This is a genomic window from Trinickia mobilis, from assembly GCF_017315705.1.
In the GTDB taxonomy this organism is placed as follows: domain Bacteria; phylum Pseudomonadota; class Gammaproteobacteria; order Burkholderiales; family Burkholderiaceae; genus Trinickia_A; species Trinickia_A mobilis.
The window spans coordinates 584231-610497 of record NZ_JAFLRF010000001.1 but is presented as its reverse complement, the minus strand read 5'-3'; the positions used below and the strand labels follow the sequence as shown (position 1 = coordinate 610497).

Here is a 26267-nt window from a genome sequence, read left to right as displayed (position 1 = left end):
GGGTTGGATACGGCTCGGCAGGCGTTGTCGGTGCGGTTTGGCCGGGGGGCGAGGAAGAAGGTGGAGGAGGCCGCGCGGTGATTCGAGCCTTATTGAGCGTTACGTAAATCATGATGGGGTGAGGACATGCGTTAAAGTAGTCGTCAGCCATGATCAACTCCTGTGAAGTTGGTGGTGGTCAGCGGGCCGTACGGGTTGCCTCCCGGTACGGCCCGCGCTTTGTTTACAGCGTCAGATGCGTACGTGCCAGTTGCGACGAGAGCCTTGGCGCACCCAGACACGCCCCGGCTTCCCTATCCCGAACGGATATATTGATCGGATAACTGATTATCCATACAGTGATTCGATCACATGCATCAATCCCAGCAGCTAACAGGAGGCACGTACGCATCTGACGCTGTAAACGAAGCGCGGGCCGCATGGGCAGCAACCCATACGACCCGCTGACCACCACCAACTCACCAAAGGAGTTGATCATGGCTGACGCCTATCTTAACGCACGTCCTGACCCCACCCGGCGATTCGTCACCATCCAACAGTCGCGACGCTACCGGCCCATAAAGCTCGGCGGCTATCGCACCAACCCGCCGCTGTTCCCTTGGTTCCGGCTCTCCGGCCGCTGGCTCGAGCGCGCTGGCTTCTCTCCTGGGCAACGCCTCTCTGTCGAAATTCACCACGGCAGGCTCATCATCACGCGCACTTGATCAACGGGTTAGGCCAATAGCACGAGCGGCGTCCCCGGCCAAGGCCGGGTTCGCTGCTCGTGCCCTCTCCGTCGTTCATGACCTGCCCCCGGGTTTAGACCGAAGCAATAAGCCGATCAATCCGCGCGCAACACGATCGTCGCGAGCGGCGGCAGCGTCAGCGCCGCCGATTGCGGCCTGCCGTGGCTCGCGATGCCCTCCGTCCGGATCTGCCCCGCGTTGCCCATGTTCGAGCCGCCGTAGACGCTCGCATCGGTGTTGAGGATCTCGCTCCAGCGCCCCGCGCGCGCCAGGCCGATGCGATAGCCGATGCGCGGCATCGGCGTCAGGTTGCAGACGACGGCCACCTCGCGTCCCGCGCCGTCCATGCGGCGGTACGCGAACACGCTGTTGCCCGTGTCGTCGCCGACGATCCATTCGAAGCCGGCGGGGTCGGCGTCGAGCGCGTAGAGCGCGGGCTCGGCCGCATACATCCGGTTCAGGTCGCGCACGAGCGTCTGCACGCCGTGGTGCATCGCGTCGTCGAGCAGATGCCAGTGCGGCGAGCCGTCGTGATCGAACTCGGCCATCTGCCCGAACTCGCCGCCCATGAACAAGAGCTTCTTGCCGGGATGCGTCCACATGAAGCCGAAATACGCGCGCAGGTTCGCGAAGCGCTGCCAGCGGTCGCCAGGCATCTTGCCGAGCAGCGACCCCTTGCCGTGCACCACCTCGTCGTGCGAAAGCGGCAGCACGAAGCGCTCGGAGTAAGCGTAGACCATGCCGAAGGTCATCGTGTGATGGTGATAGCGGCGATGGATCGGGTCTTCGTGCATGAAGTGGAGCGTGTCGTGCATCCAGCCCATGTTCCACTTGAACGCGAAGCCGAGGCCGCCGTCTTCGAGCCGCGCGGTGACGCCGGGCCATGCCGTCGATTCCTCGGCGACCGTGATTGCGCCGCCGACGCCCGGCGCGTGCGCGACTTCGTGGTTCATCCGCTTGAGGAACGCGATCGCTTCGAGGTTTTCGCGGCCGCCGTAGATGTTCGGCACCCATTCGCCCTCGCCGCGCGAGTAGTCGCGGTACAGCATCGACGCGACCGCGTCGACGCGCAGTGCGTCGACGTGATAGCGCAACAGCCACGCGAGCGCCGACGCGATCAGATACGCGCTCACCTCGTTGCGCCCGAGGTTGTAGATCATCGTGTTCCAGTCTTGATGGAAGCCCTCGCGCGGATCGGCGTGCTCGTAGAGCGGCGTGCCGTCGAAGGCGATCATCCCGTGCGCGTCGTTCGGGAAGTGCGCGGGCACCCAGTCGAGGATCACGCCGAGGCCTTCTTCATGCGCGCGATTCACGAAAGCGGCGAAGTCTTCGGGCTTGCCGAAGCGCGCGGACGGCGCGAATTGCGACAGCGGCTGATAGCCCCACGAGCCGCCGAACGGATGCTCGGCGAGCGGCAGGAATTCCACGTGCGTGAAGCCCATGCTGAGCACGTACGGAATCAGGCGGTCGGCGAGTTCGGACCAGTCCAGATTGCGGCGGCCTTCTTCGTTCACGCGCAGCCACGATTCGGCGTGCACCTCGTAGATCGAGACGGGCACGCGCGGCGTCTGGCGATCGGCGCGGCCTGTCATCCAGGCTCCGTCGGTCCACGGGAAATGCTCGATGCGCGCGGCGTCGGCGACGATCGAGCCTGTCGCGGGCGGGCGTTCGGTCTGCATCGCGCAAGGGTCGGCCTTGAGCGGCAGCGTGTGGCCGTCGCGCGTGACGATTTCGTATTTGTAGCGCGCACCGGCGGCGAGGCGCGGCACGAACAGCTCCCAGACGCCTGCGAGGTGGCGCAGCCGCATCGGATGCCGGCGGCCGTCCCAGGTGTTGAAGTCGCCGACCACCGACACGCGCCTTGCGTTCGGCGCCCATACCGCGAAGCGCACGCCCGGCACGCCGTCCATCTCCCACGGACGCGAGCCGAGGCATTCGAGCACCGCATACGGGTCCGCGTGCGCGAGGCGCTGCAGCGCGTCCTCCGGCAGCACCGGGGCGAACGCGTAGGTATCCTCGATCTCCTGCTGCGCGCCGTGCCAGTCGATGCGCAGACGATACGGCGCCGCGCGCTCGATCACGCCGGCGAACAAGCCGCCGGGATGGATCGGCGTCAAGCGTCCGAGCGATGCGCCGGTGTCGCGCTCGATCACCTCGACTTGCGCCGCGCCCGGCAGCATCGCGCGCACCGCGGGGCCTTCCGAGGTGCGGTGCAGGCCGAGCTGAGAAAACGGATCGGGGTGGCGCGCGTCGACAAGCGCTTCGATGTCGAGTTCGTCGAGGCCCGCGCTCGGGTCGCGTCCGGCGATCGGCTTGATGAGGGGATCGTGAGCCGCATCGCTGTCCGCTTGGCCCGGCGCGTGACCGCCTGCCTCGTAGGTCGCCTGAGCGGACCGTTCGCTTTCACTCATCGGACTCTCCCTCGGGCGCGCCGGCCGGCTGCCCCCCATTCGGCGCGCCCGTATCGCCAAGCAGGCGGCTCGCGATCGAGGCGAGGCCGCGCACTGGAAGCCCCAGCCATGACGGCCGGTTGGCGGCTTCGTAGCGGATCTCGTACGCGGCTTTCTCGACGAGGAACAGATCGAGCAGCGCGTCCTCGGCCTCCGGCGCGACGAGCGGCTGCGCCGCCTCGCCGACTGCGATCCGGTACTCGCGCAGGAAGCTCTCCTCGCCGTAGCCGCGCAGGCGCTCGAAGAGCACGCGCTTGCGGTCGGCCACTTGCGGCGGCGCGGCTTCCATCGTCGACTGCGCGGCGGCGCTCGCATACGACAGCGAGCGCAGCAGCCCCGCGACGTCGCGCAGCGGGCTCGCCTTGCGGCGGCGCTCTTCGAGCGGACGCGCAGGCTCGCCTTCGAAGTCGATCAGGAACGCGTCGCCCTGCGCGATCAGCACCTGTCCGAGGTGGAAGTCGCCGTGGATGCGCGCGCGCCACGCGTCGACGTCGGCCGGCACGCGTTGCTCGACCGCTTCGACGAGCCGCGCGCGGCGCTCGAGCAGGCTTTGCGCGAGCAGACGCGTGTCTTCGTCGAGCGTGTCGTCGCCGCCTGTCTTGGCCAGGCGTTCGTCCAGCAGGTCGAGCGCGCCGGCGAGCAAGGCCTGCGTGCCGTCGATCCACGTCTTCACGTCCTCGCGCGTCGCGCGCTCGGGCGTGAACGCCGGGTCGTCGCAAGGCTGGCCGAGCGCGACGTGCAGCTCGCCGAGGCGCTTGCCGATCACGCCCGTGAGCGTCTGATAACCCTCGATCTTCTCGACGTCCTCGTCGGAGCGCTCGATGCCGTCAGGCGCCAGTGCCAGCTCGTCGACCGTGCGGCGCAGGTAGTCGAGCGCCCAGTTCCATGCGTCGCCCTGATTGTCGATGAAGCCTTGCAGGATCGCGAGCGTGTGCGGCACGCCGGCCGGATCGACGCGCACGACTTCGCCGAAGAGCGGCGCGGTGTTCGGGTAGCCGATCTCGGTCAGATGGCGGCTGATTTCCGCTTCGGGATGAATGCCGCCGACCACCCGCCGCACGAGCTTCAACACCGCGCGGTCTTCGATCACGAGCGAGCTGTTGCTTTGCTCGGCGGCGATCCAGCGGATCTCGGGGTCGTCGCCGAGGTCGTCGAGATCGCCGAAGCGCGCGGTCGGCACGAAGCGGATCTCGCTTTTCTGCACGGTCGGGACGACGGCGTGCTCGCGCATTTTCTTGAGCACGCCGTGCGCGAACTGCGGAACCGAGAACGCGTCGGTCAGGTGTCCGATGTTGCGGCCGCGGCGCACGCGCGCGAGCGCGAGCTGCATGTAGAGCGGCACGGTGGTGTCGGCGCCCCAGGTGATCGCGAGCGGCAGCACGTAGCGCTCGGTGTGGCCGCCGGCGTCGGCCTCGATTTCGGTGAACGCGAAACCGGCGTCGGGGATCGTCGTGAGCGCGGCGAGGCGCACGCCGTGCAGCTTCTGGTCCTTCGACGCAAACCAGCGGCGCCGGCTCAGGTACGACGGCAGCACTTCCGATTCGAGCAGCCGCACGTTCTCCGGCGTCGGCCCGGTTTGCCCGACGCGGATCACGAGCGTGACGAACTCAGGCAATTGCTGCGACGGCGCCTGGCTCCACGCAGGACGCGCATCGCTCGTGCACAGCAGGAACCAGAGGAAGCCGTAGGGCGGGAACGTCAGCAAGTAGGTCAGCTGGCCGATCGGCGGGAACACGGAGTCGGCCGTCATTTCGATCGGCACGTGGCCGGCGAACTCCGACAAATCGAGCTCCACCGCCTGCGGCGCGCGCGACAGATTCGCGACGCACAGAATCGGCGCCTCGCCCTCCGTCTCGCGCAGGTACGCGAGGACCTTGCGGTTGTTCGGCTTGAGGAAGCGGATCGTGCCGCGCCCGAACGTGTGCTTCGCGCGGCGTGTCGCGAGCATGCGGCGGGTCCAGTTCAGGAGCGAGTGCGGGTCGCGGCTCTGCGCCTCGACGTTGACCGCGTCGAACCCGTAGAGCGAGCCCATCACGGGCGGCAGCACGAGCTGCTCGGGGTCGGCGCGCGAGAAGCCGCCGTTGCGGTCCGACGACCATTGCATCGGCGTGCGCACGCCGTCGCGGTCGCCCAAGTGGATGTTGTCGCCCATGCCCAATTCGTCGCCGTAGTAAATGACGGGCGTGCCCGGCATCGACAAGAGCAGCGAATTGATCAGCTCGATGCGGCGCCGGTCGCGCTCCATCAGCGGCGCAAGGCGCCTGCGAATGCCGAGGTTCAGGCGCGCGCGCCGGTCGCTCGCGTAGGTGTTCCACAAGTAGTCGCGCTCGGAATCGGTGACCATTTCGAGCGTGAGTTCGTCGTGGTTGCGCAGGAAGATCGCCCATTGGCATGACGGCAGCAAGTCAGGCGTCTGCCGCATGATGTCGGTGATCGGGAAGCGGTCTTCGCTCGCGATCGCCATGTAGATGCGCGGCATCAGCGGGAAGTGGAACGCCATGTGGCATTCGTCTTCGTCGCCGAAGTATTCCTGCACGTCTTCCGGCCATTGGTTGGCCTCGGCGAGCAGCATCCGGTTCGGATATTCGGCGTCGATCGTCGCGCGGATCTTCTTCAGGATCGCGTGCGTTTCCGGCAGGTTCTCGTTGATCGTGCCTTCGCGTTCGACGAGGTAGGGCACCGCGTCGAGCCGTAGGCCGTCGATCCCCATGTCGAGCCAGAAGCGCATCACCTGCAGCACTTCGCGCATCACGGAGGGGTTGTCGAAGTTCAGGTCCGGCTGGTGCGAATAGAAGCGGTGCCAGAAATACGCGCCCGCGACCGGGTCGTGCGTCCAGTTCGACGGCTCCGAATCGATGAAGATGATGCGCGTGCCCGCGTACTTCGCATCGGTATCGGACCACACGTAGTAGTTGCGATGGTTCGAGCCCGGCTTCGCGCGGCGCGCGCGCTGGAACCACGGGTGCTGGTCCGACGTGTGGTTGATGACGAGCTCGGTGATCACGCGGATGCCGCGCGAGTGCGCTGCCTGAATGAAGCGCTTCACGTCGGCGAGCGATCCGTAGTCGGGGTGGACGTTGCGATAGTCGGCGATGTCGTAGCCGTCGTCGCGGCGCGGCGACGGGTAGAACGGCAGCAGCCAGATCGCCGTCACACCGAGCTCCGCGATGTAGTCGAGCTTCGCGAGGAGGCCGGGGAAGTCGCCGATGCCGTCGTTGTTGGCGTCGAAGAACGACTTGATGTGGACTTGGTAGATGATCGCGTCCTTGTACCAGAGCGGGTCGTCGGACAAGAGCGCCGGTTTTGCGCGCCGTGCCGCACGCGTGGCCTTCTCCGCGTGGTCTGCCAGCGTTGCCGAGGCGGCCGGATTCATCTGTTCGTGCTGAGCGTCACGCTTCATCGTGCACCTCTGCAGTGCCGCGGGCGGGTGGGGCCAGCGCGCGTTCGTCGCGCGGCAGGCCCGCGGCCGGCGCGATCCGGAAAATCGCGAACGGCCGTGTGTTCGGATCGAGCCGCACGTGCTGGCGGCGGCCATGCCATTCGAAGCGCTCGCCGGTCATCAGGTCGGCGACGGCGAGCGCATCACCGTCATGCATCCGCCAGCGGTCGTGCGTGTGCCACGACAGCTCGATATCCGCGCCTTGCTCGTTGAACGGATCGAGGTTGATCGCGACGAGAATCACGTTGTCGCGCACCTCGGTCGCTTTCTCGAAGAACAGGATGTGGTCGTTGTGTGCGGGCAGGAACGTAAGCCCGAGGTGCGTGTGCAGCGCGGGGTTCGTGCGGCGGATGCGGTTGAGCGCCGTGATCGTGCCGACGATGTTGCCGGGGCGGTTCCAGTCCCACGCGCGCAACTGGTACTTCTCGGAGTCGAGGTATTCCTCGCTGTTCGGCAGCGCCGCCGCTTCGCACAGCTCGAAGCCGCAATAGACGCCCCACAGTCCCGACAGTGTCGACGCCAGCGCCGCGCGGATCATGAAGCCCGCGCGCCCGTGCGATTGCAGATGGCGCGGGTTGATGTCCGGCGTGTTGACGAAGAAGTTCGGACGGAAGAAATCGCGCACGTGGGTCGTCGTCAGCTCGGTCAGGTACTCCGTGAAATCGCGCTTCGATTCGCGCCACGTGAAGTACGTGTACGACTGCGAGAAACCGAGCTTCGCGAGCCGGTACATGAGGCGCGGACGCGTGAACGCTTCGGAGAGAAAGATCACGTCGGGGCGGCGCGAGCGGATGTCGTCGATCATCCATTCCCAGAACGGCAGCGGCTTCGTGTGCGGGTTGTCGACCCGGAAAATGCGCACGCCCGCGTCGATCCAGAACTGGATGATGTCGCGCAGCGCGAACCAGAGCGCCGGCTTGGCGTCGTGCGTGTAGAAGTCGGGGTTGACGATGTCCTGGTACTTCTTCGGCGGATTCTCCGCGTAGCGCAGCGTGCCGTCGGGGCGCCATGCGAACCACGCGGGGTTTTCGGCGAGCCACGGGTGATCGGGCGCGCACTGGATCGCGAAGTCGAGCGCGATTTCGAGGCCGTGGCCGTGCGCGGCGGCGAGCATGCGCTTGAAGTCGCCGAGCGTGCCGAGCTGCGGGTGGACCGCCGTGTGGCCGCCTTCTGCGCCGCCGATCGCATACGGGCTGCCGACGTCGCCTTCCTGCGCGCGCAGCGTGTTGTTGCGGCCCTTGCGGTTGATCTGGCCGATCGGGTGGATCGGCGGGAAGTAGAGCACGTCGAAGCCCATGCCGCGGATGCGCGGGAGATGCGCGATCACGTCGTCGAAGGTGCCGTGGCGGTGCTCGTCGTCGCTCATCGAGCGCGGGAAGATCTCATACCAGCTCGCGAAGCGCGCGGCGAGGCGCTCGGCGTCGATCCGGTAGATCGTCGCATCGCGCGTGAGGAACGGGCGGTGGCGGGCGGCCGCGATCGTCTCTGCCGTCGACGGCGCGAGCACGAGATCGAGCCGTCCCTGCGGGCTTGCGTGCGCGAATTGCGTGACGAGATGCTTCAACTGGCCGATCGCGAGGCGCTGAGAGGCGTGATCGCGGTGCTCGTGCGGGGCCTGGTGCTGCTCGGCATGCGTCGGTTCCTTCGTTTCCTTCGCCTCCTTCGTTTTGTCACCCGCGTGGGCTGCTTCTGCCGTTTCGACTTCCGCCAGCACGCGAGCAAACAGGTGCCGCGCTTCCTCGACTTCGAGATCGACCGTCTGATTCGCGTTCAGCTTTTTCTGCATGTGATCGACGAGCGAAGCGAAGTCGTCGCGCCAGGCGATCACGGTGAACTCGTGCCGCCCGAGCCTTTCAAGCGGAATGCACGCGCTCCACAAGTCGAGACCGGCCGGCTGTGCGGGCACCATCGGCGTTTCGTGCCACGCGGTTTCGTCGGCGGGCCGCCAGATCACGGCGGCGGCGATCTTGTCGTGGCCCTCGCCGAAGATCGCGGCGCCGATCTCGACGCGCTCGCCGACGACGCGCTTCACCACGAACCGCCCGTGATCGACCGACGGCGACACGCTTTCGATCGCGATGCGCGGCGCGTCGAGCGCGTCGTGAATCGCAGCGGCGGCAAATGCCGCGGCGTGCTTGCCGCTGCCGGGCTTGGCGACGACCGGCGCGCCTGGCATCGCGCGATAAAGCCGGGTGCTGCCGGGCGCGAGCACGAACGGTTCGAGCCCGAGCGCGCTATCGGTGCACGGGCTTTCGAGCGGCTTGAAGCGCGTGAGATTGCCGGGCACGCCGTCGAGAAAGCGCGCGGGCTCGACGAACGCGGGCGTGGTCAGATCGGGATTGGCGACGAACAGCACCGCGTCCTGGGCATCGCGCAGGTCGGCGCACGCGCCGCGCAGCAGCACGGCGACGTTCGACCCGGCGGGCGACAGCGCGCGCAGCTCGCCCGTCGATTCGAGCGCAGGCGTTTCGCGCCGCAGCGCATTGGCGTGCTCGAGTTCGGCGCTGAGATTGAAGCGCGGCGCGGCGCACGCAGCCACGTACTGGTCCGCATTGCCCGATGTGTACGACAGCGCTTCCGTGACGCCATATTCGAAACCCATCGGCACGAGCCAGCCGGTGCCGAGCACGGCAGCCGTCCACAGCGCGCGCCGATAGCCGCGCTCGACGATCGCGGCGTCGTTCGCGTTCGCGAAGTCGCTCGCGAGGCGCGCGCCATACGGCGCCTCGGGAAACGCGATCGGCGCGCCGGCGCGCGAGAGCGCCGCGTGCTCGTCGAGGAGCCAGTCGGCGCGCAAGTCCCACCATCGCACCGACGAGAACACGCTGTCGAACCCCGCGCCTTCGAGCGGCGCGAGGTCGCGGCGCGCGAGCCCCGGCGTCGCCGCGAGAAAGCGCGCGTCCGGATGCTTCCCGCGCACCGTCGCGCCGAGTTCGCGCCAGACGTGCGCCGGCACGCGGTGCGGCGAGTCGAAGCGAAAGCCCGCGATGCCCGCGTCGGCGAGCGCGAGCAACTGGTTCGCCCACCACGCGCTCAACGGGGCCGGCGCTTGACCCCCGTTGAAGTTCGCATACGCGACGTTGTCCTCGCGCCGCGCGTGCCGCGGATCGAGCCGCGCATCCTCGGGCTCGAACGGCTGGAACCAGTGCGGGTTGTGGAGATGCAGCGCGCTGTCCGCCGCCACGCGATCGACGACCACATCGAGCAGCACCGCAAGCCCGGCCTTGCTCGCGACTTCGGCGAGCATGCCGAGCGCGTCGCGCGCGGGCAATGGCGATTCGAATGCCGGATGAAGCCGCTCGTGGTCGGCGATCACCTGCAGATGGCCCGCATGCCCAGGCAGAAACGGCGAGCCGATCAGGACATGATCGAAGCCGAGCGCCGCAGCATGCTCGAACTGGGCAGGCCACGCACCGAGCGGCCCGACGAGAAGGGGATGAAGAAAGTAGATCCGCGGCGCATACGCGTGACGAAGTTCCATCGGTCTGTTCCAGATTCGTCCTGCGGTGTGGATGCACGGCATCGTGCGATCACATCAGGCTTCTAGAGCCGGTACCTCCGCGCGCGCGGTGCTGCATCGTTGCGGCGCGGGAAGCGAGTCCCCGAAGCCCAAGCAGATTGCATGCCGTACTCGACGAAATCCGCCCCCTGGCAAAGCGCAGATCCGGATCGGCGAGCGACGGGACCGGGCGCTTGCGCGTCGTCACGCCTCGATCGGAACGATCGAATGCGGGCGGCTTTGCGCGGCGAATTTCAGTATCTCTGAGAAGTGTATGCGCGCGATGCGGGAAAGGTGAGGGGAGGATTGCATTCGGCGGCGCGCGTCAATTGGTCGGAAGTTTGGGCGGCGGGGAAGCGGTGCGGCGCGCCTGTAAAAGTGACATCCGGCGGCAGCGCTTTTTTACATGGAGGGCGGCAACGAGCAGGCGCACTCTTTGGCCCCATTTATCTTCGCTGCGGCTGCCTCGATTTCATGATGTGGCAGACGGAAGGCAGAGGCCGCCTTGCGGCGGATCGACGCAAATTGGCAATACCGAACATTGGATTATTGCGGCGTAGCAAGTGCATCTCTATAATAAGGGTTATCCCTTAGGACAAAACCCTGATCACCATGAAAGCCCTGACTTCCTTCGTCGTGGAATCCCCGCTCTCCAAAGCGCTGGCCGAATTGGCCGCTCTGATCCGTCGCGAAGCGCGCCGCGCGCTGATGCTGCACCTGGAAACGTGCGCCGTCGTGGCCGAGGTGCGTGAGCGCCGCGTACGCGTCGAGTCGCGCCGCGAGTGGTGATTCCCGAGCAGACGGTAGAGCCATGCCCCATCGTTTTCGACTCTTCGAGCGGATCGCGTTCACGCTGGTCGTGATGTTCGCGCTCGGCTGCACGACGCTGATCGCGTACGAGAACAACCCGGACGCGTTCCGCAACGGCTTGCAGTACGGCAAGGACGCGCTGCGCTGGACCGGCCAGTACACGATGGCCTGCGCGTCGCCGCAGAGCGACGAATGCGAGCGCCTTGCGTCGGAGTAACGCTCTGTTCACGCACAACCCAGCACGGCCACGTTGAAATAGAACGACAAGATCGACCGAGCCAGCGCCGCGCGGTGGACCGTGGCGCCAAAGCAACGAATTGTGAAATGACCCCATCACCGCTATAGTTTCAGCCAGCGAAACGGCGGCCGATGTGGGGCCGCTGCTGCCGCCAGAGTGCACAAGACCGCCGAACGGCGGCGACAAGACCAACTCGGGGGCGGACAGCCGGCGCCAGGCCGGCTGGATCACACAAGACATCATCTGGAGCCCACATGACAGATGCCCAAGCGGACGACGTGCCAGAGACGGCGCCGTCTGCGACCTCTCGCAGGCAGTTCGTGCTCGGCGCATGCGCGTCGGCTGCGCTGGCCTTCGGCGCGGCAGCGAGCGTCGGCTTGCCGTTCGGCGCTTCGCCCGCGTTCGCGTTCACGCCGCCCGCCGGCGGCGGCCTCGACGCCTTCCTCGCGCTCTCGCAGCAACTGACCGGCCGCACGAGCTTCGATTCGATACTCGGCAAACGCGTCTACGACGCGCTCTCGAAAGCCGACAGCCAGTTCACGCAGAACGTCGCCGCGCTCAACACGTGGCTGCGGGGACACGCCGCCGTGCCGAGCGACATCGTCATGCAGGCGCTCGCGGTCGACCAGCCGAAGCTCGCGAAGACGGTCGGGCAGGCGATGCGGGCGTGGTATCTGGGCCTCGTCGGCGACATGCCGAACGTGCAGGTCGTCGCCTACGAGCGGGCGTTGATGTTCGACCCGGTCAAGGACGTGCTGACGATCCCTTCGTATTGCCGAGACGTGCCGTTCTATTGGGCGCAGAAACCGTCGCTCACGTGACGGCGGGTTGCTGCGAACCGAAGCGCGTGCGCTTCTTCGACGAGCACCCAATGAACCGCACCTCAACCTGGTCAGCCGCGATCGATCGCGCGGAGCGCAGGCAGGAACGGCAACAACAGTTCTATCGTTGAGGTCAGGAATGGCAGTCAACAATTCAGCCGATGTCGTCGTAGTCGGCTCGGGCGTCGCCGGCAGTCTCGTCGCCCATCAGCTCGCGCTCGCGGGCGCGTCGGTGATCCTGCTCGAAGCAGGGCCGCGCATTCCGCGCTGGCAAATCGTCGAGAATTTCCGCAATTCGCCCGCGAAGGCCGATTTCGCGACGCCGTATCCGTCCGCGCGCTACGCGCCGCATCCCGAGTACTCGCCGCCGAACGGCTATCTGATTCAAAAGGGCGCGTATCCGTACAGCTCGCAATACCTGCGGCTCGTCGGCGGCACGACGTGGCACTGGGCGGCGGCCGCGTGGCGTCTCCTGCCGTCGGACTTCAAGTTGAAGACGATGTACGGCGTAGGCCGCGACTGGCCGTATCCGTACGAGACGCTGGAGCCGTGGTACTACGCCGCCGAAGTCCAGCTCGGGGTCTCCGGCCCGGATGCGTCGATCGACCTCGGCTCGCCGCGCGCGAAGGCCTACCCGATGAAGGCGTTGCCGCTGTCGTACATGGACCAGCGCTTCTCCGACGTCCTCAATGCGCAGAACTTCAAGGTCGTGCCCGAGCCGGTCGCGCGCAACAGCCGACCCTACGATGCGCGCCCGACCTGCTGCGGCAACAACAACTGCATGCCGATCTGCCCGATCGCTGCGATGTACAACGGCGCGGTCCACGCGGAGAAGGCCGAGCAGGCCGGCGCGAAGCTGATCCCGCAGGCGGTGGTGTACCGCGTCGAGGCGGACGACCGCGGGCTCATCACCGCGGTCCATTACAAGGACCCGAACGGCGCGACGTCGCGCATCACGGGCAAGCTCTTCGTGCTGGCCGCGAACGGCATCGAAACGCCGAAGCTGATGCTGATGTCGACGAGCGATAAATTCCCGCACGGCGTCGGCAACAGCTCCGATCAAGTGGGCCGCAATCTGATGGACCACCCCGGCACGGGCGTGAGCTTCCTCGCCAACGAAGCGCTGTGGCCGGGACGCGGCCCGATGGAGATGACGTCGATCGTGAACTTCCGCGACGGCGCGTTCCGCTCCGATTACGCGGCAAAGAAGCTGCATGTGTCGAACGGCGTGCCGACGATGGCGATCACCGCCGCGCTGCTGCAAAAAGGCTTGACGGGCGCTGAGCTGGACCGCCAGATCCGCGACCGCGCCGCACGCCTTCTGACGATCAACAGCTTCCACGAGCATTTGCCCGAGCCCGGGAATCGCATCGTGCCGTCGGCCGATCACAAGGACGCGCTCGGCATCCCGCAACCCGAGATCGACTACTCGATCAACGACTACGTGACGAAGAGCGCGGCGAACACGCACGAACTCTATGCGCAGATCGCGGCGCTGTTCGGCGGCACCGAGGTCGCGTTCGACGACACGTTCGCGCCGAACAACCACATCATGGGCACGACGATCATGGGCAACGACGCGGGCGATTCGGTCGTCGACGCGGAGTGCCGCACGCACGATCATCAGAACCTCTTCATCGCGAGCAGCGGCGTGATGCCGTCCGCTGCGTCCGTCAACTGCACGCTGACGATTGCGGCGCTGTCGCTGAAGCTCGCCGACAAGCTCAAGCGCGAACTCTGAATGCGAGACCCGACGGAGACGTTATGAATGACCCCCACGCTCACATTCGTTCGCTGTCGACCGGAGTTAGCGCTTTAGCGCTTACTCCGGTCCCATGCAAAGCTCCCCCCGAGGGGGCTGATGCCGTCCACGGCCGGCTTTGCCAAGCCGGCCGGCTGCGCAGGCGCGGAGCGGTGCTCCGCGAATTCCCTGCTACGCCCCTTGGGGCGGCCCGGCGCCCCGAAGGAAGTCCCCCGCCCCGCAGGAAGTCCCCTTGGGGGATTGGGGGACGGGAGGCATCATGAAGAACCAAAGGTCCCGCTTCAAGCTCGCCGATCCGCGCCGCTGGCCCAAGCGCGTGGGCGGCATCGCGGCGGCGTTTTCACTGTTTGCGCTGTACCTTGCGTGGCATGCTGCGGCCGAACCGGACCCGTCGCCCGCCGACGAATCGCCGATCACGCTCGCCGCCGCTGAAGGACCGGCGAGCGCAAGAGCCGCGGCGAGCGACGAGGCCGCGCTGCCAAGCGATGCAGCGGGCGCAAGCCTCGTGAGGCGCGGCGAATATCTCGCGCGCGCGGGCGACTGCATCGCCTGCCACACGGCGGACAAGTCACGCCCGTTCGCGGGCGGCGTGCCGATCTCGACCCCGTTCGGCACGATCTACACGCCGAACATCACCCCCGACCCCAATACCGGCATCGGCCGCTGGACCGACGCCGACTTCGTGCGCGCGATGCACGAGGGCATCGGCAAAAGCGGCGAGCGTTTGTATCCGGCGTTTCCGTACCCCGAATACACGCGCGTCACGGAGCGCGACGTGCTCGCGATTCGCGCCTATCTGAATACGGTCGAGCCGGTCCATTACGCGCCGCCGCGCAACGAGCTGAACTTCCCGTTCAATTTGCGCTGGCTGATGTTCTTCTGGAACCTGTTCAATTTCGACGAAGGCCGCTACGTGCCGGATCCGAAGCAAAGCGCGGAATGGAATCGCGGCGCGTATCTCGTCGAAGGGCTTGCGCATTGCGAGGAATGCCATACGCCGCGCAATTTCATGCAAGGGCTGAATTCGAGCGACCGCTTCTCGGGCGCGACGGTGTCGGGCTGGCATGCGTTCAACATCACGCCCGACAAGACGAGCGGGATCGGCGCCTGGAGCCAGGAGGACCTCGCGCACTATCTGTCGACCGGCGTAGCGCCCGGCCGCGCGAATGCTGCGGGACCGATGGCGCAGGTCGTCGAGGACAGCACGCAGTACCTCACGCATGAAGACCTGCGCTCGGTCGGCATCTATCTGCGCTCGCTGCCGAGCGTCGCGGGCGGCGAGACGCGTGCCCGCGACCAATGGGGCAAGCCCGCTCACGACGACGTGACGACCCTGCGCGGCACCAAGGTCGCGAGCGTGAACGGCGCACAGCTTTTCATCGCGAACTGCGCGACTTGTCATAACTGGAGCGGGCAGGGCGTCGGCGCGAGCGCGCCGGGTGCGTATCCGTCGCTGATTCATAACAGCGTCGCCGGCGCCGCCGATGCGAGCAATCTCGCGATGGTGATCCTGCACGGCGTCGAGAGAACGACGAAGGACGCCGACGTGCTGATGCCGGAGTTCGCATCGCAATTGACCGACGACCAAGTGGCGGCGATCTCGAACTACGTGACCAAGCAATTCGGCAATCCGAGCTCGACGATCGCCGTCGATCAAGTCGCGAAGCTGCGCGCGCAGCAACAATGACCGATCGCCGGATCGTGCCGCAACGCGTCCCGCAAAATCTGCCGGGTCATGCGGCACGACAAAGTCCGCATCGAGGCATGCGTGTTGCGCAGAGCCGACATGACGTGCGCAAAAGTCCAGAATCGAGCGACAAACGGCCTTCCGCCGCCGCCTAAACGTTTCTAACGAACGGCATGCCGCAGACTTGTCGCACGGCCAGCACTATGATGCGGATATGGATACAGAACTTTTCCCCGTCGTTTGCCATCACTCGTCCAATACCGAGGGACGCGATTTCGTGGTGGGCGACCTGCATGGCTGCGTCGATGCGCTGCGCTATCTGCTGCGGGAAATCGCGTTCGACCCCGCGCGCGATCGTCTGTTTTCGGTCGGAGATTTGATCGATCGCGGCAGCCAGTCCGAGGACGCGCTCGCGCTGCTCGACAAACCCTGGTTCTACTCGGTGCTCGGCAATCACGAAGAAGCGCTGTGTGCGGTCGTCGAAGGCACGATGCGGCGCAACTGGTGGTACGGCATCGGCGGCGCATGGGCCGATGCGCTGAGCGAAGAGCAGTTGCTCGCCTACGCGAAGCGTTTGCGGGAATTGCCGCTTGTGCGCGTGGTGGGTACGGGCGCGGTGCGCTTCAATATTCTGCATGCCGAATTTTTCGGCAGCGATGCGGACCTCGATTCCGGCGATTTCACTGATCACGTGCGGCAGCAAATGCTGTGGGGCCGCGAACTGGCACTCGGCAATACCGACCCCAACCGCCAGACGGGGCTCTCGATCACCTACTGCGGACACACACCGATGCGCGACATGGGGCGCATCGGCTCGCAAGTGTTCGTCGATACCGGGGCGTTTGCGCTCACGGGCAAGCTGACGATCACCGAGGCGCTGACGCCGCGCGTGTGGTCGGTGTCGCTCGATACCGCGCTTGCCGAAGGCGCGGCGCAGATGGCGTTGCCCTGATCACCCCACCTGGCTCAATTCGAACACGCTGTCGATTGCGCTGCCGTTCCAGTTGTATTCGAGGTACGCCGCGTGATGGCAGTCGCGCAGGATCGTGGTCTTGAAGGCTGCGAGACATTCGCCGCCTTCGGCATCGCGCACCGACGGATACGCAATCCCCGCCGCCCCCGCCGCCCGCACCGCGCGCCCGAGCACCTGGCCGGCAGCGTAGTCGGCCGGCGACAACACGGCCGCATCGAGCGCCGCGTTGCCGCGCAGATCGACGGCGCCGCCCTGCGCGATCACTGTGTAGAGCCGCATCTGTTGCCGCATTGGCGCTTCGTTCGTGGCGGCAAGAAAGTTGCCCGTGTGAAAGCGCGTCTCGGCGATCGCCGTGCGGCGTTCGCGCGCGCAATAAAAGACGCCGTACGTGCCGTCCGAAAAGCGGCTGCCAAGCGGATTCAGATGCGTGAACGCGGCCATGATCGGCCCGTAGCCCGGCCCGAAGCGGCGTTCTTCGAGCGGCACCAGATCGAGTTCGCCGACTTCGGTGCGCAGACGGTCGTTGGTCATCGCTTCGAGCGCGTAGAGCGCATCGAAATCTTCGGGCGACGCGACGCGGTCGAACAGGTTCACGGCCGGAAAGCGCGTGGGGATCACGCGATACGCGGGCGACCAATCGAGCGGCGTGATCGGCAGCGAGCGCCAGCGGTCCTGCCAGTTCGTCGACGTCACGCCCAGCCGCCCCTCATCGCGTCGAGATATTGACGCACCGCGACGAGATCGCTGATGTTGCCGGCGAGCATGCGATCGAGCGCGCGCTTGCCGCCGAAGGGCGGCGCGCTGTTGGGGCGCTTGACCCAGCCATCGGCTGCGGACGGCTGCGGCAGCAGAATCTGCAGCGCCTTGTAGATGCCGAGCAGGAGCGACAGCCGCTCGAGCGTGTCGCGCCCGAGGCGGGCGGTTTGCGGCGCGGACTTCCACTTGAAGAAGGTCGAGCGGCCCGGCGAGCCGAGCAGGACGATTTGCTCTTCGACCGACAGATCCCAATCCCGGGCGATGTTGAAGAACGCGCGCAGGCCGGCCGCGGACATCGCGGCGAGCGACGTCGCGGAGCGAGGCGACCGGGCTCGCGCGGACGGCGACAGGTGGGCGGCGGAAGACATGGTGTAATCCCTAAATGAACTATGCGTAAATAATAGTCTATTTCTGGATTTCCGCAAGACCGGATGGCCCAGACCGGATGGCCCAGACCGGATGGCCCAGACCGGATGGCTCCGGCGCGGCGTCTGCGGTAGATTGCAGGGCGGCAGCGCCGCTGCGCTGTCTTTCATCGATCCGAGGCCAAATTCATGACGATCACGATACGAAGAATCGAAAAGCGTGATGAGATGCGCTGGCGCGAACTATGGGACGGATATACGCGCTTTTACGAACGGGAGCCTGACGAAGCGATCACCCGCCATACCTGGGCTCGCATTTTCGACGCGACTTCGCCCGTCTTCGCCATCGTCGCCGAGCAGGAAGATGGCGCGGTGATCGGCATGGCTAACTATCTCGTTCACGACAGCACCTCTGCGCTGACGCCGGTTTGCTACCTACAGGATCTGTTCGTCGATCCGCAGGCGCGCGCGGGCGGTGCCGGCAAGCAGATGATCGACTGGCTGGTCGACGAAATGCGGCGCCAGAAATGGTCGCGCCTCTATTGGAATACGAGAGAGAACAACTACCGCGCTCGCGGTTTGTACGACAAGTACACGCCGCATAGCGGCTTTGTCCGCTACGTCATCGCCAACCCGGACCTGTGACGCGCACCGCGGCGCCCGCCGCCGCCACGCCGCCGCCGACGAAGACCTCGTTCCACGCCACGCCCGCCCGTTCGGGCGCGCGCAGCGCCGCTGCTCTCACTTTGCAAGGCTCAGTCTGCACCGCGAGCGGCAGCGGTTCGCCGGCTCGCGGCTCCCAGCCGGGGGCGGCGAGCCACGCAATCGGCTCGCAGAAAAGCAACTGCCCGCCGTCGCGCGGACGCTCCTCGTCGGGCTCGAAGCGCACGATGATCGCGTCGAGCTGCCGCTCGTCGAACTGGTCGTCATGGTCATCGACGAATACGACGCCGACAACTTCACGTTCGGCCGGAACTACCTGGGGATCGAGCACAGCGACGATCTCGTGATCATCCAGATCACGGCGAACAACACGCGCACGGTCGAGCAAAAGCGCGCGCTCTATCAGCGCCTCGCGGAAAACCTGAAGGAGAGCCCGAGCGTGCGTTCGGAAGACGTGTTCGTCAATCTGGTTGAAGTGCTCAAGGAAAACTGGTCGTTCGGCACCGGGATAGCGCAGTACGCGCAGCCTGTCTGAGGCGCGCGGCCTGACGTCACAGGCGGCGTGGTATCGACTCCCCCGCCATATCGCGCCGCACAGCAGCACGATCACGACCCCCACGACGATCCCGGCGATGCTCGAAGGGTAGTCGCTCCAGGTGTGGCTAGGCAGCCAGGCCGGGAACGCATCGATGAGCATCAGCATCAATAGGATCAGTCAGCGCCGCAGTGGCCGGAACACGCTTGTCTGGCGTGGCGCGCCGTGTAACATGAGGAATCGCTGTCCTCCCCTTTTTTGTGGCTTTGGTGTTGTGAGGCGCGGGCGGCATCGACTCGTACTGCCTCGGGGGGAGCGCACATGTCTCGTGTCGTCGAAATTTCGCTGGATGCGCCCGCGCTGGTTGCGCAAGAGTGGATTCAGCAGACATTCGAAGAACCGGCTGCAAAGAAACCCGCCGCGGGGCGGGCGAAGCGCAACTCGGCCGGCGGCAGCGTCGGCGAGGCGATGGCCGAGGCGCTCAATCACGTCGCGGAGCTTTCTCCGCAGCTCTCTCTTGTCTCGGCCCGCACCCCGGTGACGATCTATCCGCTGGCATTGAGCCGGAAGCTGGCCGAGGCCGGATGGCGCGCGTTGGTGGAGGCTTCGGCCGAGGGGCGGCGATTGGTCGTTTCGCGCCGCGAGCCTCACTCGCCCGCGGTGACGGTTCGCGAGATCGTCTGCGATGCGCGGCTCGAAACCGGCGTCCCGCTCGCGCAGCAGGTGTGCGACTTGCCGGCCGATCTGCGGCAGGCGCTCGACGCAGCGGGCGCGCTCGCATCATTGGACTCGGCGCTTCAAGTGCAGCGCACGGTATGGCGCTGGACGCCGCAAGACGGCTACGCCGTCGACGTCGTGATGAACGACGCATTGGACCTGCTCCCAGACGCGCTGCCGCAAGCGCTGCCGCGGTTTTGCGAACTGCTGGTGTCGACGCAGTGCGACGACAGCGAAGCGGACACGCCAGCCGAAGGCGAGCAGCCGGACCCCGAAGGCGAACCGCCAGACCCGCTCACGCGCGCGATCCGCGCGCTCTTTGCCGCGGCGCAAGCGCTCGTCGCCGGGCTGCCCGTCTTCCCGGCCCTGAACGGTTTTCTCGAACGCCCTCCGCACGATCCGGCCGACGACGAGCCGGCCCGCGCGATACCCGTCGATCTCATCGACGTTCAAACGCCGCACGCCGCGCTCATCGCAATCGGCGCCTATATCGCGCAGCAATGGTTCGGCAACGAGCGCGGCGTGCGCGAAACCGCGACCACCGAATTCGTGCATCAGATGCGCGTCGCTCAACGGCGCTTGCGGACCGCGCTCCGGATCTTCTCGGGCTGGTCCGATGCGGACTGGACGACGCGCGTGTCCCCCGAATTGCGATGGCTTGGCGAACGGCTCGGCGAGGCCCGCGATCTCGATGTGTTCACCGATTCGACGCTGCCCGCGCTCGCGGCCGCCGATCTCGACGCGTCCACGTGGTCCGCGGTGCTGGCCGCAGCCGACGCCCGCCGCCTCGAAGCGCGCGCGCGCCTGCAGGCGGCGATGCGCTCGCGCCGGTACGCGCAACTGTCGCTGGCCTGGCTCGCATGGCTTGCCGGGTTGCCCAAGCGCCGCGCACCGGAAACGGCCGCCGATCTCACATTGCGCGAGTACGTCGCCAAGCGCGTGCGCAAGCATTTCAAGCGGTTGACCGATACGTCGAAGCTCTCGGAGCTCGGGCCCGAAGCGCGCCATCGCCATCGCATCGAGGCGAAGCGTCTGCGCTACATGCTGGAGTTCTTCGAATCGATCGCGTCGGGGCGCACGCGCCGCGATGTCGCGAAGACTTTGCAGCGGATTCAGAGTGTGCTCGGCGACGGCAACGACGCCGTGGTCGCGCTGCGCTTTCTCGAACAGCTCGATATCACGCCGTATCAGCAGGGCTTCGCGCGCGGCTGGAGCCAGGCGGTCAATCACTGCGCGGCACAGGAGGGCGAGCGTTTGCTGCGCTTGCTCGAAGAGCCGCGCATCAAGCGCACGGCATAAGCCCGTGGACATAGGGCTAAACGTCCGGCGCGTTGCGGCCCGGTCTATATAATTGATTGGACACCCGATCTCCTTGGACTCATGACCCGTACCCCTTCCTCGCCGCCGCCCGCATCGAGCGGCGAAGCGCTCGAACTTGGCGGCTCCGTATGGTTGCGCGCGGGTCACGAAACGCTCGGCGGCGCGGCGCGCATTGCGTTGCTCGAAGCGACCGGCGCCACGGGCTCGATCACCGGCGCCGCGAAAGCGGTCGGGATGAGCTACAAGGCCGCCTGGGACGCCATCGATACCATGAACAATCTCGCCGGCGAACCGCTCGTCACGCGTGCGGCAGGCGGCAAGGGCGGCGGCGGCACCAAGCTGACGCCGCGCGCGCTCCGGTTGATCGAGACCTTTCGCGCGGTGGAGCACGAACATCGCAAATTCATCGAACGCGCCAGCGCGGCAATCGAAGGCTTTGCCGGCGACTGGGATCTGATTGGGAGAATCGGCATGAAAATGAGCGCACGCAATCAACTGACCGGAACGATCACGTCGATCAAGCACGGCGCCGTCAACGACGAAGTCTCGCTCGGCTTGCCGGGCGGCCAGACCATTGTTGCCGTCGTCACGCACGAGAGCACCGAGTCGCTCGGCCTCGCCGAGGGCGTGGCGGCGTTTGCGTTGATCAAAGCGTCGTCGGTGTTGATCCTGGTCGACGATGCGGGCGGTGCGCCGCTCAAGATCTCGGCGCGCAATCAGTTACGCGGCGCCGTTTCGAAGGTCACGCGCGGGGCGGTGAATGCCGAGGTGTCGCTGGAGTTGGACGGCGGCACGGTGATGACCGCCATCATCACGAACGAAAGCGTCGACGCCCTCGCGCTTGCCGCCGGCGGGCAGGCGGTGGCAGCGTTCAAGGCGTCCAGCGTGATTCTGGGCGTGAATGGCTGAGCGTTGAGGCGATCAGGTATCGGAGGGAGGACGCGCGATCGGCTGCGTGTTTTGCTCGATCGCGGCCGGACGCGGATTGTCGCGGCCCGCTTTCCAGCGGGCTCGGATGAACGGGCGTTCGTGGCCAGATAAATGAAGCGCGATGTGAGTGATCCAGCGCTGGGTCGGCACCCGCACATCGTGTAGTGCCACGGTCAGCATCAGAAGACTCAACGCGACCGGCACGGCGTGCAGTTGCCCAGGCTTCGCATCCCACGACCACCAGACGAACACCACAGCGGCCAAAGCGCCGACGACACAACCCGCCACCGCCTCCGATGGCGAATGCGCGTCGAGCACGACGCGCGAGAGCCCGACCGCGAGCCCCGCCGCGAGACCCGCCACCACACCCGCCAGGCGTGCCGGCCGCCGCGCTGGCAGCAGCATCAGAAAGAGCGCGACGGGATAGACGGCGGTCGAGAGCATCGCGTGGCCGCTCACGCCGGTGAAGTCGAGCTCGCGCACGCCGACACCCCAGCCCAGAAACGCGATCTTGGTCAGCGCGACGACGCCGATCGCCACGCCCAGGACCCCGAGCCACGCGGCCGCAAGCCGCCACGTGTAACCGAGCGCAAGCCAGAGCGCGATGGCAATTGCGAGGGGCAGTGTCAAGCCCGCGCCGCCAAGACGCGTGATCGAGAGCCAGAGGTGAGTGGGCAAGTCAGGCATGAAACAGGGGGTGCACAGCGCACGGCCAGTCGGAGGGATAAATTCTTAACGCGCCACGCGATCAAAGGGACTACAACGAATAGCATCGCGCAAATAGAAGTATAGCGACGACGGCCGAATTGCCGGCGCGCTCTGTGTTCGCCTCGCCACGAGTGGGCCGATTGCGCCGCAACAGGGGGCGGCCGTTCGTGGAAACGAAGCTCCTAACCGGTCAGCAGTCTCTCAAAAATAATGTTATGGTGCATTGCACCATGCTTGTAGTTCGCTCGATTGGAACTGCCCCTATTTTTAGCGAGCCGACTCGATGACCAAAAGTCTGACGAAAATTTGGCTGGGCGGCTTGAAGCGCCTCCTGGCGATTCAAGCAGAACATGCGCAAAAGCGCGCGGGACTCAAAGCGAAACGTCCCGTCGGGAAGGCCGAGAAAAAAGCCCGTAAAAGCGCCGCAGAAGCTGCCGTGCCGCCGGCGCGCGAATCGCGAGTGCGTCCGCGGGCGGCGGCCTGGGCCGGCGGCAGTTGGACGCGGTCGTTTCATTCCGCGCCGCCGGCGCCCGGGCGGCTCGTCAACCACCTGTCATATGGGCTCTATCTTCCGGCCGGCGCCTCCCATGCCGAATCGCTACCGCTTGTCGTGATGCTCCACGGCTGCAAGCAGACCATCGACGAATTCGCCGAAGGCACGCGGATGAATCTCCTCGCCGACAAGTTCGGCTTCGCGGTCGTCTATCCGGAGCAGTCGAAGCATATTCACGCGCACCGTTGCTGGCACTGGTACGACGACCGCGAGCACGCGGGACGCGGCGAGGCGCGCGCGGTGGCGTCGCTCGTCGATGCGCTCGTCGCGGAGCATGGATTCGATGCCGAAAGCGTCTACGTCGCGGGGCTGTCGGCGGGAGCCGGGCTGACGTCGCTGCTCGCGCTTCACCATCCCGATCGGTTCGCCGCGGTCGCTCTGCATTCGGGGCCGGTGTTCGGCGACGCCCATTCCGGCATCGCCGCAATGGACGTGATGCGGCGCGGCAGCCATCACGATCCGGCGGCGCTCGTCGACGAGGCGACCGACGTCGCTGCATACCCCGGGATGCCGGCTGTCATCATCCACGGTGACGCGGACCGGGTCGTCGCTCCGAAAAACGCCGACCAACTGGCGCTAGAGTTTGCGCGCCTCAACGGGCTCGTCGATGCGACCGGCGCCTGCGTTGCAGGCGACGTGCGCGAGCGCCGCAAAGACGGCGTGCTCACGCGCGACTACATGAAGGGCGGCCGGCGGGCGGTGCGGCTGTGCCGTGTCGCGGGGCTCGGTCATGCCTGGGCCGGCGGCGACGACGCCGTGCCGTTCCACTCCTCGAAGGGGCCGGACGCGAGCGCACTGATCTGGGACTTTTTTCAAAAGCAACACCGTCCGCAAACTGCCAGGGCGGCCGCGAGCCCCGCCACAGCAGGCCTGAGCGCATTCGACTCGGGCCGTGCGCGCTGAGCAACGACTCTAAATTTGAGACTAGCGTCTAACTAGGGTTATCCCTATAATGCGGGTTATTGCCTAGGCGTTAACGCTTAGTTCAATTCTGGAGTCGACCATGTACCTGCTGAGCCGCCTGTTTCTGTTCCTGACGAAGTCCACCGAGCAACGCGTAAAAGAGCGTAACGACGCGTATCTCGCCGAAGCCACCGATCTGTACGATCTCGAATTCCGCATGCGCAAGCTAGATCGCGAAGCGTCGGTTGCCTACCCGTCGTGGATGGTGCAGCGCTAAGCAGCGCTGACGGGCTTCGAAAGCTCGTCTATGGGCCGCTCGAGTTGCCGGCGACACGCGCCCCCGCTTTCGGGCTGTGTCGCTGAGACGCTGGCCGGCATGCTGCATTTCAAAGCAAGACCTTCCTCATCGTTCGGCCGCTGCGCCAGCGTCCGCAGTCATCGTCCGTCGAATCGGCATGCAGCACTCGCCTGCGCTGGACCGCGACAAACTCATTGCCGTTAAGAAATCAGGAAGCAGGCGTGCTCGGCGCATCCGGCTTCTCCGGCGTTTGCACCCCGAAGCAGCCTCGATACGTTGCGTAGAACGAGCAGTAGAGCATCGTCGTCAGGATGACCGATACGGGCATGAGCACGGCGAGCGCGTAGTCGGCTGCGCCAAGTGCCTGCATCAGTGCCGACAGCCCAAGCGACACCGTGATGGCCGAGGCGAACCAGAGCGCTGCGTAGACGATAAATGCACCGCGATTGCGCCAGCAGCTCACGACGCTGAAGAACATCGCCTTCGCGGGCGGCACATCGTGCCACGCGGCCAGAACCGGCGCGAACCAGAACAGCATCGATACGGGGACATAGCACGCTAGCGCGACCAGCACGGCGAGCGGAATCGCGCTGTTCGCGAATGCTTCCTGCTCGACTTCGGCGCTGCCCATCATCACTTTGAACAACAGGCCGCCGTCAGCGAGGGCGGAGCCGGCGAACACGAGCGCCATCGCCACGACGTACAGCCCGCCGAGCACGATCAGCCGCCGCGCGGCGACACCGCCATACGAGCGGAAACCGTCGGCGAGGATCGTTGGAAACACCGGCTTGCCCGCGATCGTGTCGCGGCAAGCGGCCATGAAGCCGACCGCGACGCCCGGAATGAACGCGAGCGGCAGCACCGTGCCGACTACCGGAATCCGCGAGACGAGCGTCATCGCGACGAGGTAGGTGAAGAAAATCGTCAGGAACGCCAGCGGGTTTTTGCGGAACAGCCAGATGCCTTGACGGAACCACACATAGCCGGTCTTTGCGGGGACTTCGATCAGTTGCATGTTTGGACGCCAGGTAGCGCGTCGCCTTTCAGGCGTTCGCGCAAGATGCGCTCGAAATGGGTGGGGTCGTGCGGCTTGAGCATTTCGGCGGCACGCGGCATGTGGAAATCATACAGGCGCGATACCCAGAAGCGATACGCGCCGGCGCGCAGCATGTCGCGCCAGTGGCTGCGCTCCTCCTGCGTGAACGGACGCACGGTCTGGTACGAGCGAAGCAGCGCTTCGACACGCGCTGCATCGAGGTGGCCGGTCGCGAGGTCGACGCACCAGTCGTTGACCGTGACGGCGACGTCGAACAGCCACTTGTCGCAGCCCGCGAAATAGAAATCGAAGAAACCGCCGAGCCGCACTTCGTGGCCGGTGGCCGGATCGGCGTGCGCGAACAGCACGTTGTCGCGGAACAGGTCGCAGTGGCACGGGCCTTCGGGCAGCGCGGCGTAGTCGCTCGACGCGAAAAAGGCCTCCTGATGCGCAAGCTCGCACAGTAGCAAGTCGCGCTCGGCGTCGCTCACGAACGGCAGCACGAAGGGCACCGTCTCTTGCCACCATGGCAGGCTGCGCAGGTTCGGCTGATGATGCGGGAAGTCGCGTCCGGCGAGGTGCATGCGCGCGAGCATCTGGCCGACCTCGGCGCAGTGCTCGAGCTTCGGCGCGAGCTGCGCCGCGCCTTCGAGCTTAGTGACGATCGCCGTCGGCTTGCCGTGCAGCATGCCGAAGAGCGCGCCGTCGTCGCGCGGCACCGGGTCGGGCACCGGCACACGATGCGACGCGAGGTGGCGCATCAGGTCCAGATAGAACGGCAATTGCGCGGCCGTCAGCTTTTCGAAGATCGTGAGAACGTATTCGCCGTGCGTCGTTGTCAGGAAGAAATTGCTGTTTTCGATGCCGGACTGAATGCCTCGAAATTCGACGACATCGCCGAGATCGTAATGACGCATCCATTGCGCGAGTTCTTGTTTGGTGACAGCGGTGAATACGGCCATGCAGGAAACTTCGGAGTCAGGTTGGTCGGACCGGCGCTTGCGGCCGGTGCGGGAATGTGCTGCTGGCTTGCTGACGGGCGGTCAGGCGCCACGCCGTGTGCTGCCATTGCTCGGGTA

21 protein-coding genes and 2 pseudogenes are annotated in these 26267 nt (G+C 66.1%); 13 read left to right on the top strand and 10 right to left on the bottom strand.

Annotation, left to right across the window (positions count from 1 at the left end; all coding sequences use genetic code 11):
- The first annotated feature begins 476 nt into the window (after nucleotides 1-476).
- Nucleotides 477-704 (top strand): SymE family type I addiction module toxin, encoded by a 228-nt coding sequence (locus tag J3489_RS02830; protein ID WP_206995943.1) that lies wholly within the window; start codon nucleotides 477-479, stop codon nucleotides 702-704.
- Between the two features lie 116 nt (nucleotides 705-820).
- Here the strand turns inward: J3489_RS02830 and glgB are convergent, their stop codons facing one another.
- From glgB to J3489_RS02815, 3 genes are read right to left on the bottom strand one after another with little or no spacing between them, the layout of a single operon-like run.
- The gene (gene glgB / locus J3489_RS02825; protein WP_242539708.1) at nucleotides 821-3136 is read right to left on the bottom strand and encodes a 1,4-alpha-glucan branching protein GlgB; all 2316 of its coding nucleotides are present in this window, start codon (nucleotides 3134-3136) and stop codon (nucleotides 821-823) included.
- On the bottom strand, nucleotides 3129-6575 hold the full coding sequence (treS, locus tag J3489_RS02820) for a maltose alpha-D-glucosyltransferase (protein WP_206995934.1): 3447 nt from the start codon (nucleotides 6573-6575) through the stop codon (nucleotides 3129-3131). Before treS ends, glgB begins: the two co-directional genes overlap by 8 nt.
- Nucleotides 6565-10095 carry a maltotransferase domain-containing protein gene (locus J3489_RS02815; protein ID WP_206995924.1) on the bottom strand — a complete coding sequence of 1177 codons (3531 nt, stop codon included), beginning with the start codon at nucleotides 10093-10095 and terminating at the stop codon, nucleotides 6565-6567. The genes treS and J3489_RS02815 overlap by 11 nt, the downstream gene beginning before the upstream one ends.
- A 630-nt stretch (nucleotides 10096-10725) precedes the next feature.
- Here J3489_RS02815 and J3489_RS02810 point away from each other — a divergent pair.
- The 6 genes from J3489_RS02810 (at nucleotide 10726) to J3489_RS02785 (ending at nucleotide 16383) form a co-directional block, all read left to right on the top strand.
- Nucleotides 10726-10902: a hypothetical protein gene (locus tag J3489_RS02810; RefSeq protein WP_206996094.1), complete on the top strand. Its 177-nt coding sequence runs from the start codon at nucleotides 10726-10728 to the stop codon at nucleotides 10900-10902.
- A gap of 22 nt (nucleotides 10903-10924) precedes the next feature.
- Complete coding sequence (locus tag J3489_RS02805) at nucleotides 10925-11140, top strand: hypothetical protein (protein WP_206995922.1); 216 nt, start codon at nucleotides 10925-10927, stop codon at nucleotides 11138-11140.
- 275 nt (nucleotides 11141-11415) lie between these two features.
- Nucleotides 11416-11982 carry a sugar dehydrogenase complex small subunit gene (locus J3489_RS02800; RefSeq protein ID WP_206995920.1) on the top strand — a complete coding sequence of 189 codons (567 nt, stop codon included), beginning with the start codon at nucleotides 11416-11418 and terminating at the stop codon, nucleotides 11980-11982.
- A 139-nt stretch (nucleotides 11983-12121) separates the two neighbouring features.
- Nucleotides 12122-13723, top strand: coding sequence for a GMC family oxidoreductase (locus tag J3489_RS02795; protein ID WP_206995918.1), 1602 nt, complete (start codon nucleotides 12122-12124; stop codon nucleotides 13721-13723).
- Nucleotides 13724-14003: 280 nt separating this feature from the next.
- Nucleotides 14004-15431 carry a c-type cytochrome gene (locus tag J3489_RS02790; protein WP_206995915.1) on the top strand — a complete coding sequence of 476 codons (1428 nt, stop codon included), beginning with the start codon at nucleotides 14004-14006 and terminating at the stop codon, nucleotides 15429-15431.
- A gap of 214 nt (nucleotides 15432-15645) precedes the next feature.
- Nucleotides 15646-16383 carry a metallophosphoesterase gene (locus J3489_RS02785; RefSeq protein WP_206995913.1) on the top strand — a complete coding sequence of 246 codons (738 nt, stop codon included), beginning with the start codon at nucleotides 15646-15648 and terminating at the stop codon, nucleotides 16381-16383.
- Here J3489_RS02785 and J3489_RS02780 read toward each other — a convergent pair whose 3' ends face one another.
- The gene (locus J3489_RS02780) at nucleotides 16384-17097 is read right to left on the bottom strand and encodes an RES family NAD+ phosphorylase (protein ID WP_206995911.1); all 714 of its coding nucleotides are present in this window, start codon (nucleotides 17095-17097) and stop codon (nucleotides 16384-16386) included. It lies immediately after the preceding gene.
- Nucleotides 17094-17528 carry an MbcA/ParS/Xre antitoxin family protein gene (locus J3489_RS02775; protein WP_206995909.1) on the bottom strand — a complete coding sequence of 145 codons (435 nt, stop codon included), beginning with the start codon at nucleotides 17526-17528 and terminating at the stop codon, nucleotides 17094-17096. The genes J3489_RS02780 and J3489_RS02775 overlap by 4 nt, the downstream gene beginning before the upstream one ends.
- A gap of 186 nt (nucleotides 17529-17714) precedes the next feature.
- On the opposite strand from J3489_RS02775, the gene J3489_RS02770 reads away from it, so the two are divergent.
- The gene (locus J3489_RS02770) at nucleotides 17715-18170 is read left to right on the top strand and encodes a GNAT family N-acetyltransferase (protein ID WP_206995907.1); all 456 of its coding nucleotides are present in this window, start codon (nucleotides 17715-17717) and stop codon (nucleotides 18168-18170) included.
- Between the two features lie 7 nt (nucleotides 18171-18177).
- Here the strand turns inward: J3489_RS02770 and J3489_RS02765 are convergent.
- Nucleotides 18178-18447 (bottom strand): annotated as a pseudogene (locus J3489_RS02765) (type 2 periplasmic-binding domain-containing protein); the annotation flags it as partial.
- Between J3489_RS02765 and J3489_RS02760 the strand changes: the two are divergent.
- Nucleotides 18370-18723, top strand: coding sequence for a tautomerase family protein (locus tag J3489_RS02760; protein WP_374193422.1), 354 nt, complete (start codon nucleotides 18370-18372; stop codon nucleotides 18721-18723). The pseudogene J3489_RS02765 and the gene J3489_RS02760 overlap by 78 nt on opposite strands.
- Nucleotides 18724-18795: 72 nt before the next feature.
- Here J3489_RS02760 and J3489_RS38720 read toward each other — a convergent pair.
- A pseudogene (locus tag J3489_RS38720) lies at nucleotides 18796-18891 on the bottom strand (DUF3309 family protein); the annotation flags it as partial.
- 153 nt (nucleotides 18892-19044) lie between these two features.
- Here J3489_RS38720 and J3489_RS02750 point away from each other — a divergent pair.
- Together J3489_RS02750 and J3489_RS02745 are read left to right on the top strand one after the other, a co-directional pair.
- Nucleotides 19045-20739, top strand: a complete 1695-nt coding sequence (locus J3489_RS02750) for a CHAD domain-containing protein (protein ID WP_206995905.1) — start codon at nucleotides 19045-19047, stop codon at nucleotides 20737-20739.
- An 81-nt stretch (nucleotides 20740-20820) separates the two neighbouring features.
- Nucleotides 20821-21669, top strand: coding sequence for a TOBE domain-containing protein (locus tag J3489_RS02745; protein ID WP_206995903.1), 849 nt, complete (start codon nucleotides 20821-20823; stop codon nucleotides 21667-21669).
- A 12-nt stretch (nucleotides 21670-21681) separates the two neighbouring features.
- Here the strand turns inward: J3489_RS02745 and J3489_RS02740 are convergent, their stop codons facing one another.
- Nucleotides 21682-22377 (bottom strand): phosphatase PAP2 family protein, encoded by a 696-nt coding sequence (locus J3489_RS02740; protein WP_206995900.1) that lies wholly within the window; start codon nucleotides 22375-22377, stop codon nucleotides 21682-21684.
- A 304-nt stretch (nucleotides 22378-22681) separates the two neighbouring features.
- On the opposite strand from J3489_RS02740, the gene J3489_RS02735 reads away from it, so the two are divergent.
- Both J3489_RS02735 and J3489_RS02730 read left to right on the top strand, forming a co-directional pair.
- The gene (locus tag J3489_RS02735) at nucleotides 22682-23854 is read left to right on the top strand and encodes an extracellular catalytic domain type 1 short-chain-length polyhydroxyalkanoate depolymerase (protein ID WP_206995891.1); all 1173 of its coding nucleotides are present in this window, start codon (nucleotides 22682-22684) and stop codon (nucleotides 23852-23854) included.
- 100 nt (nucleotides 23855-23954) lie between these two features.
- Complete coding sequence (locus J3489_RS02730) at nucleotides 23955-24131, top strand: DUF3563 family protein (protein ID WP_206995889.1); 177 nt, start codon at nucleotides 23955-23957, stop codon at nucleotides 24129-24131.
- Nucleotides 24132-24360: 229 nt separating this feature from the next.
- Here J3489_RS02730 and J3489_RS02725 read toward each other — a convergent pair whose 3' ends face one another.
- Complete coding sequence (locus tag J3489_RS02725) at nucleotides 24361-25167, bottom strand: BPSS1780 family membrane protein (protein ID WP_206995887.1); 807 nt, start codon at nucleotides 25165-25167, stop codon at nucleotides 24361-24363.
- Nucleotides 25158-26150: a homoserine kinase gene (locus J3489_RS02720; protein WP_206995885.1), complete on the bottom strand. Its 993-nt coding sequence runs from the start codon at nucleotides 26148-26150 to the stop codon at nucleotides 25158-25160. Before J3489_RS02720 ends, J3489_RS02725 begins: the two co-directional genes overlap by 10 nt.
- Nucleotides 26151-26267 lie beyond the last annotated feature (117 nt).

Excerpts from the sequence above, each read along its gene's own strand:
- J3489_RS02775 (WP_206995909.1), bottom strand. The coding sequence starts at position 17,528 with ATGTCTTCCGCCGCCCACCTGTCGCCGTCCGCGCGAGCCCGGTCGCCT.
- J3489_RS02735 (WP_206995891.1), top strand. The coding sequence starts at position 22,682 with ATGACCAAAAGTCTGACGAAAATTTGGCTGGGCGGCTTGAAGCGCCTC.
- J3489_RS02815 (WP_206995924.1), bottom strand. The coding sequence starts at position 10,095 with ATGGAACTTCGTCACGCGTATGCGCCGCGGATCTACTTTCTTCATCCC.
- J3489_RS02770 (WP_206995907.1), top strand. The coding sequence starts at position 17,715 with ATGACGATCACGATACGAAGAATCGAAAAGCGTGATGAGATGCGCTGG.
- J3489_RS02730 (WP_206995889.1), top strand. The coding sequence starts at position 23,955 with ATGTACCTGCTGAGCCGCCTGTTTCTGTTCCTGACGAAGTCCACCGAG.
- J3489_RS02720 (WP_206995885.1), bottom strand. The coding sequence starts at position 26,150 with ATGGCCGTATTCACCGCTGTCACCAAACAAGAACTCGCGCAATGGATG.
- J3489_RS02725 (WP_206995887.1), bottom strand. The coding sequence starts at position 25,167 with ATGCAACTGATCGAAGTCCCCGCAAAGACCGGCTATGTGTGGTTCCGT.
- J3489_RS02810 (WP_206996094.1), top strand. The coding sequence starts at position 10,726 with ATGAAAGCCCTGACTTCCTTCGTCGTGGAATCCCCGCTCTCCAAAGCG.
- J3489_RS02745 (WP_206995903.1), top strand. The coding sequence starts at position 20,821 with ATGACCCGTACCCCTTCCTCGCCGCCGCCCGCATCGAGCGGCGAAGCG.
- treS (WP_206995934.1), bottom strand. The coding sequence starts at position 6,575 with ATGAAGCGTGACGCTCAGCACGAACAGATGAATCCGGCCGCCTCGGCA.
- J3489_RS02785 (WP_206995913.1), top strand. The coding sequence starts at position 15,646 with ATGGATACAGAACTTTTCCCCGTCGTTTGCCATCACTCGTCCAATACC.
- J3489_RS02750 (WP_206995905.1), top strand. The coding sequence starts at position 19,045 with ATGTCTCGTGTCGTCGAAATTTCGCTGGATGCGCCCGCGCTGGTTGCG.
- J3489_RS02740 (WP_206995900.1), bottom strand. The coding sequence starts at position 22,377 with ATGCCTGACTTGCCCACTCACCTCTGGCTCTCGATCACGCGTCTTGGC.
- J3489_RS02805 (WP_206995922.1), top strand. The coding sequence starts at position 10,925 with ATGCCCCATCGTTTTCGACTCTTCGAGCGGATCGCGTTCACGCTGGTC.
- J3489_RS02830 (WP_206995943.1), top strand. The coding sequence starts at position 477 with ATGGCTGACGCCTATCTTAACGCACGTCCTGACCCCACCCGGCGATTC.
- J3489_RS02790 (WP_206995915.1), top strand. The coding sequence starts at position 14,004 with ATGAAGAACCAAAGGTCCCGCTTCAAGCTCGCCGATCCGCGCCGCTGG.
- J3489_RS02800 (WP_206995920.1), top strand. The coding sequence starts at position 11,416 with ATGACAGATGCCCAAGCGGACGACGTGCCAGAGACGGCGCCGTCTGCG.
- glgB (WP_242539708.1), bottom strand. The coding sequence starts at position 3,136 with ATGAGTGAAAGCGAACGGTCCGCTCAGGCGACCTACGAGGCAGGCGGT.
- J3489_RS02795 (WP_206995918.1), top strand. The coding sequence starts at position 12,122 with ATGGCAGTCAACAATTCAGCCGATGTCGTCGTAGTCGGCTCGGGCGTC.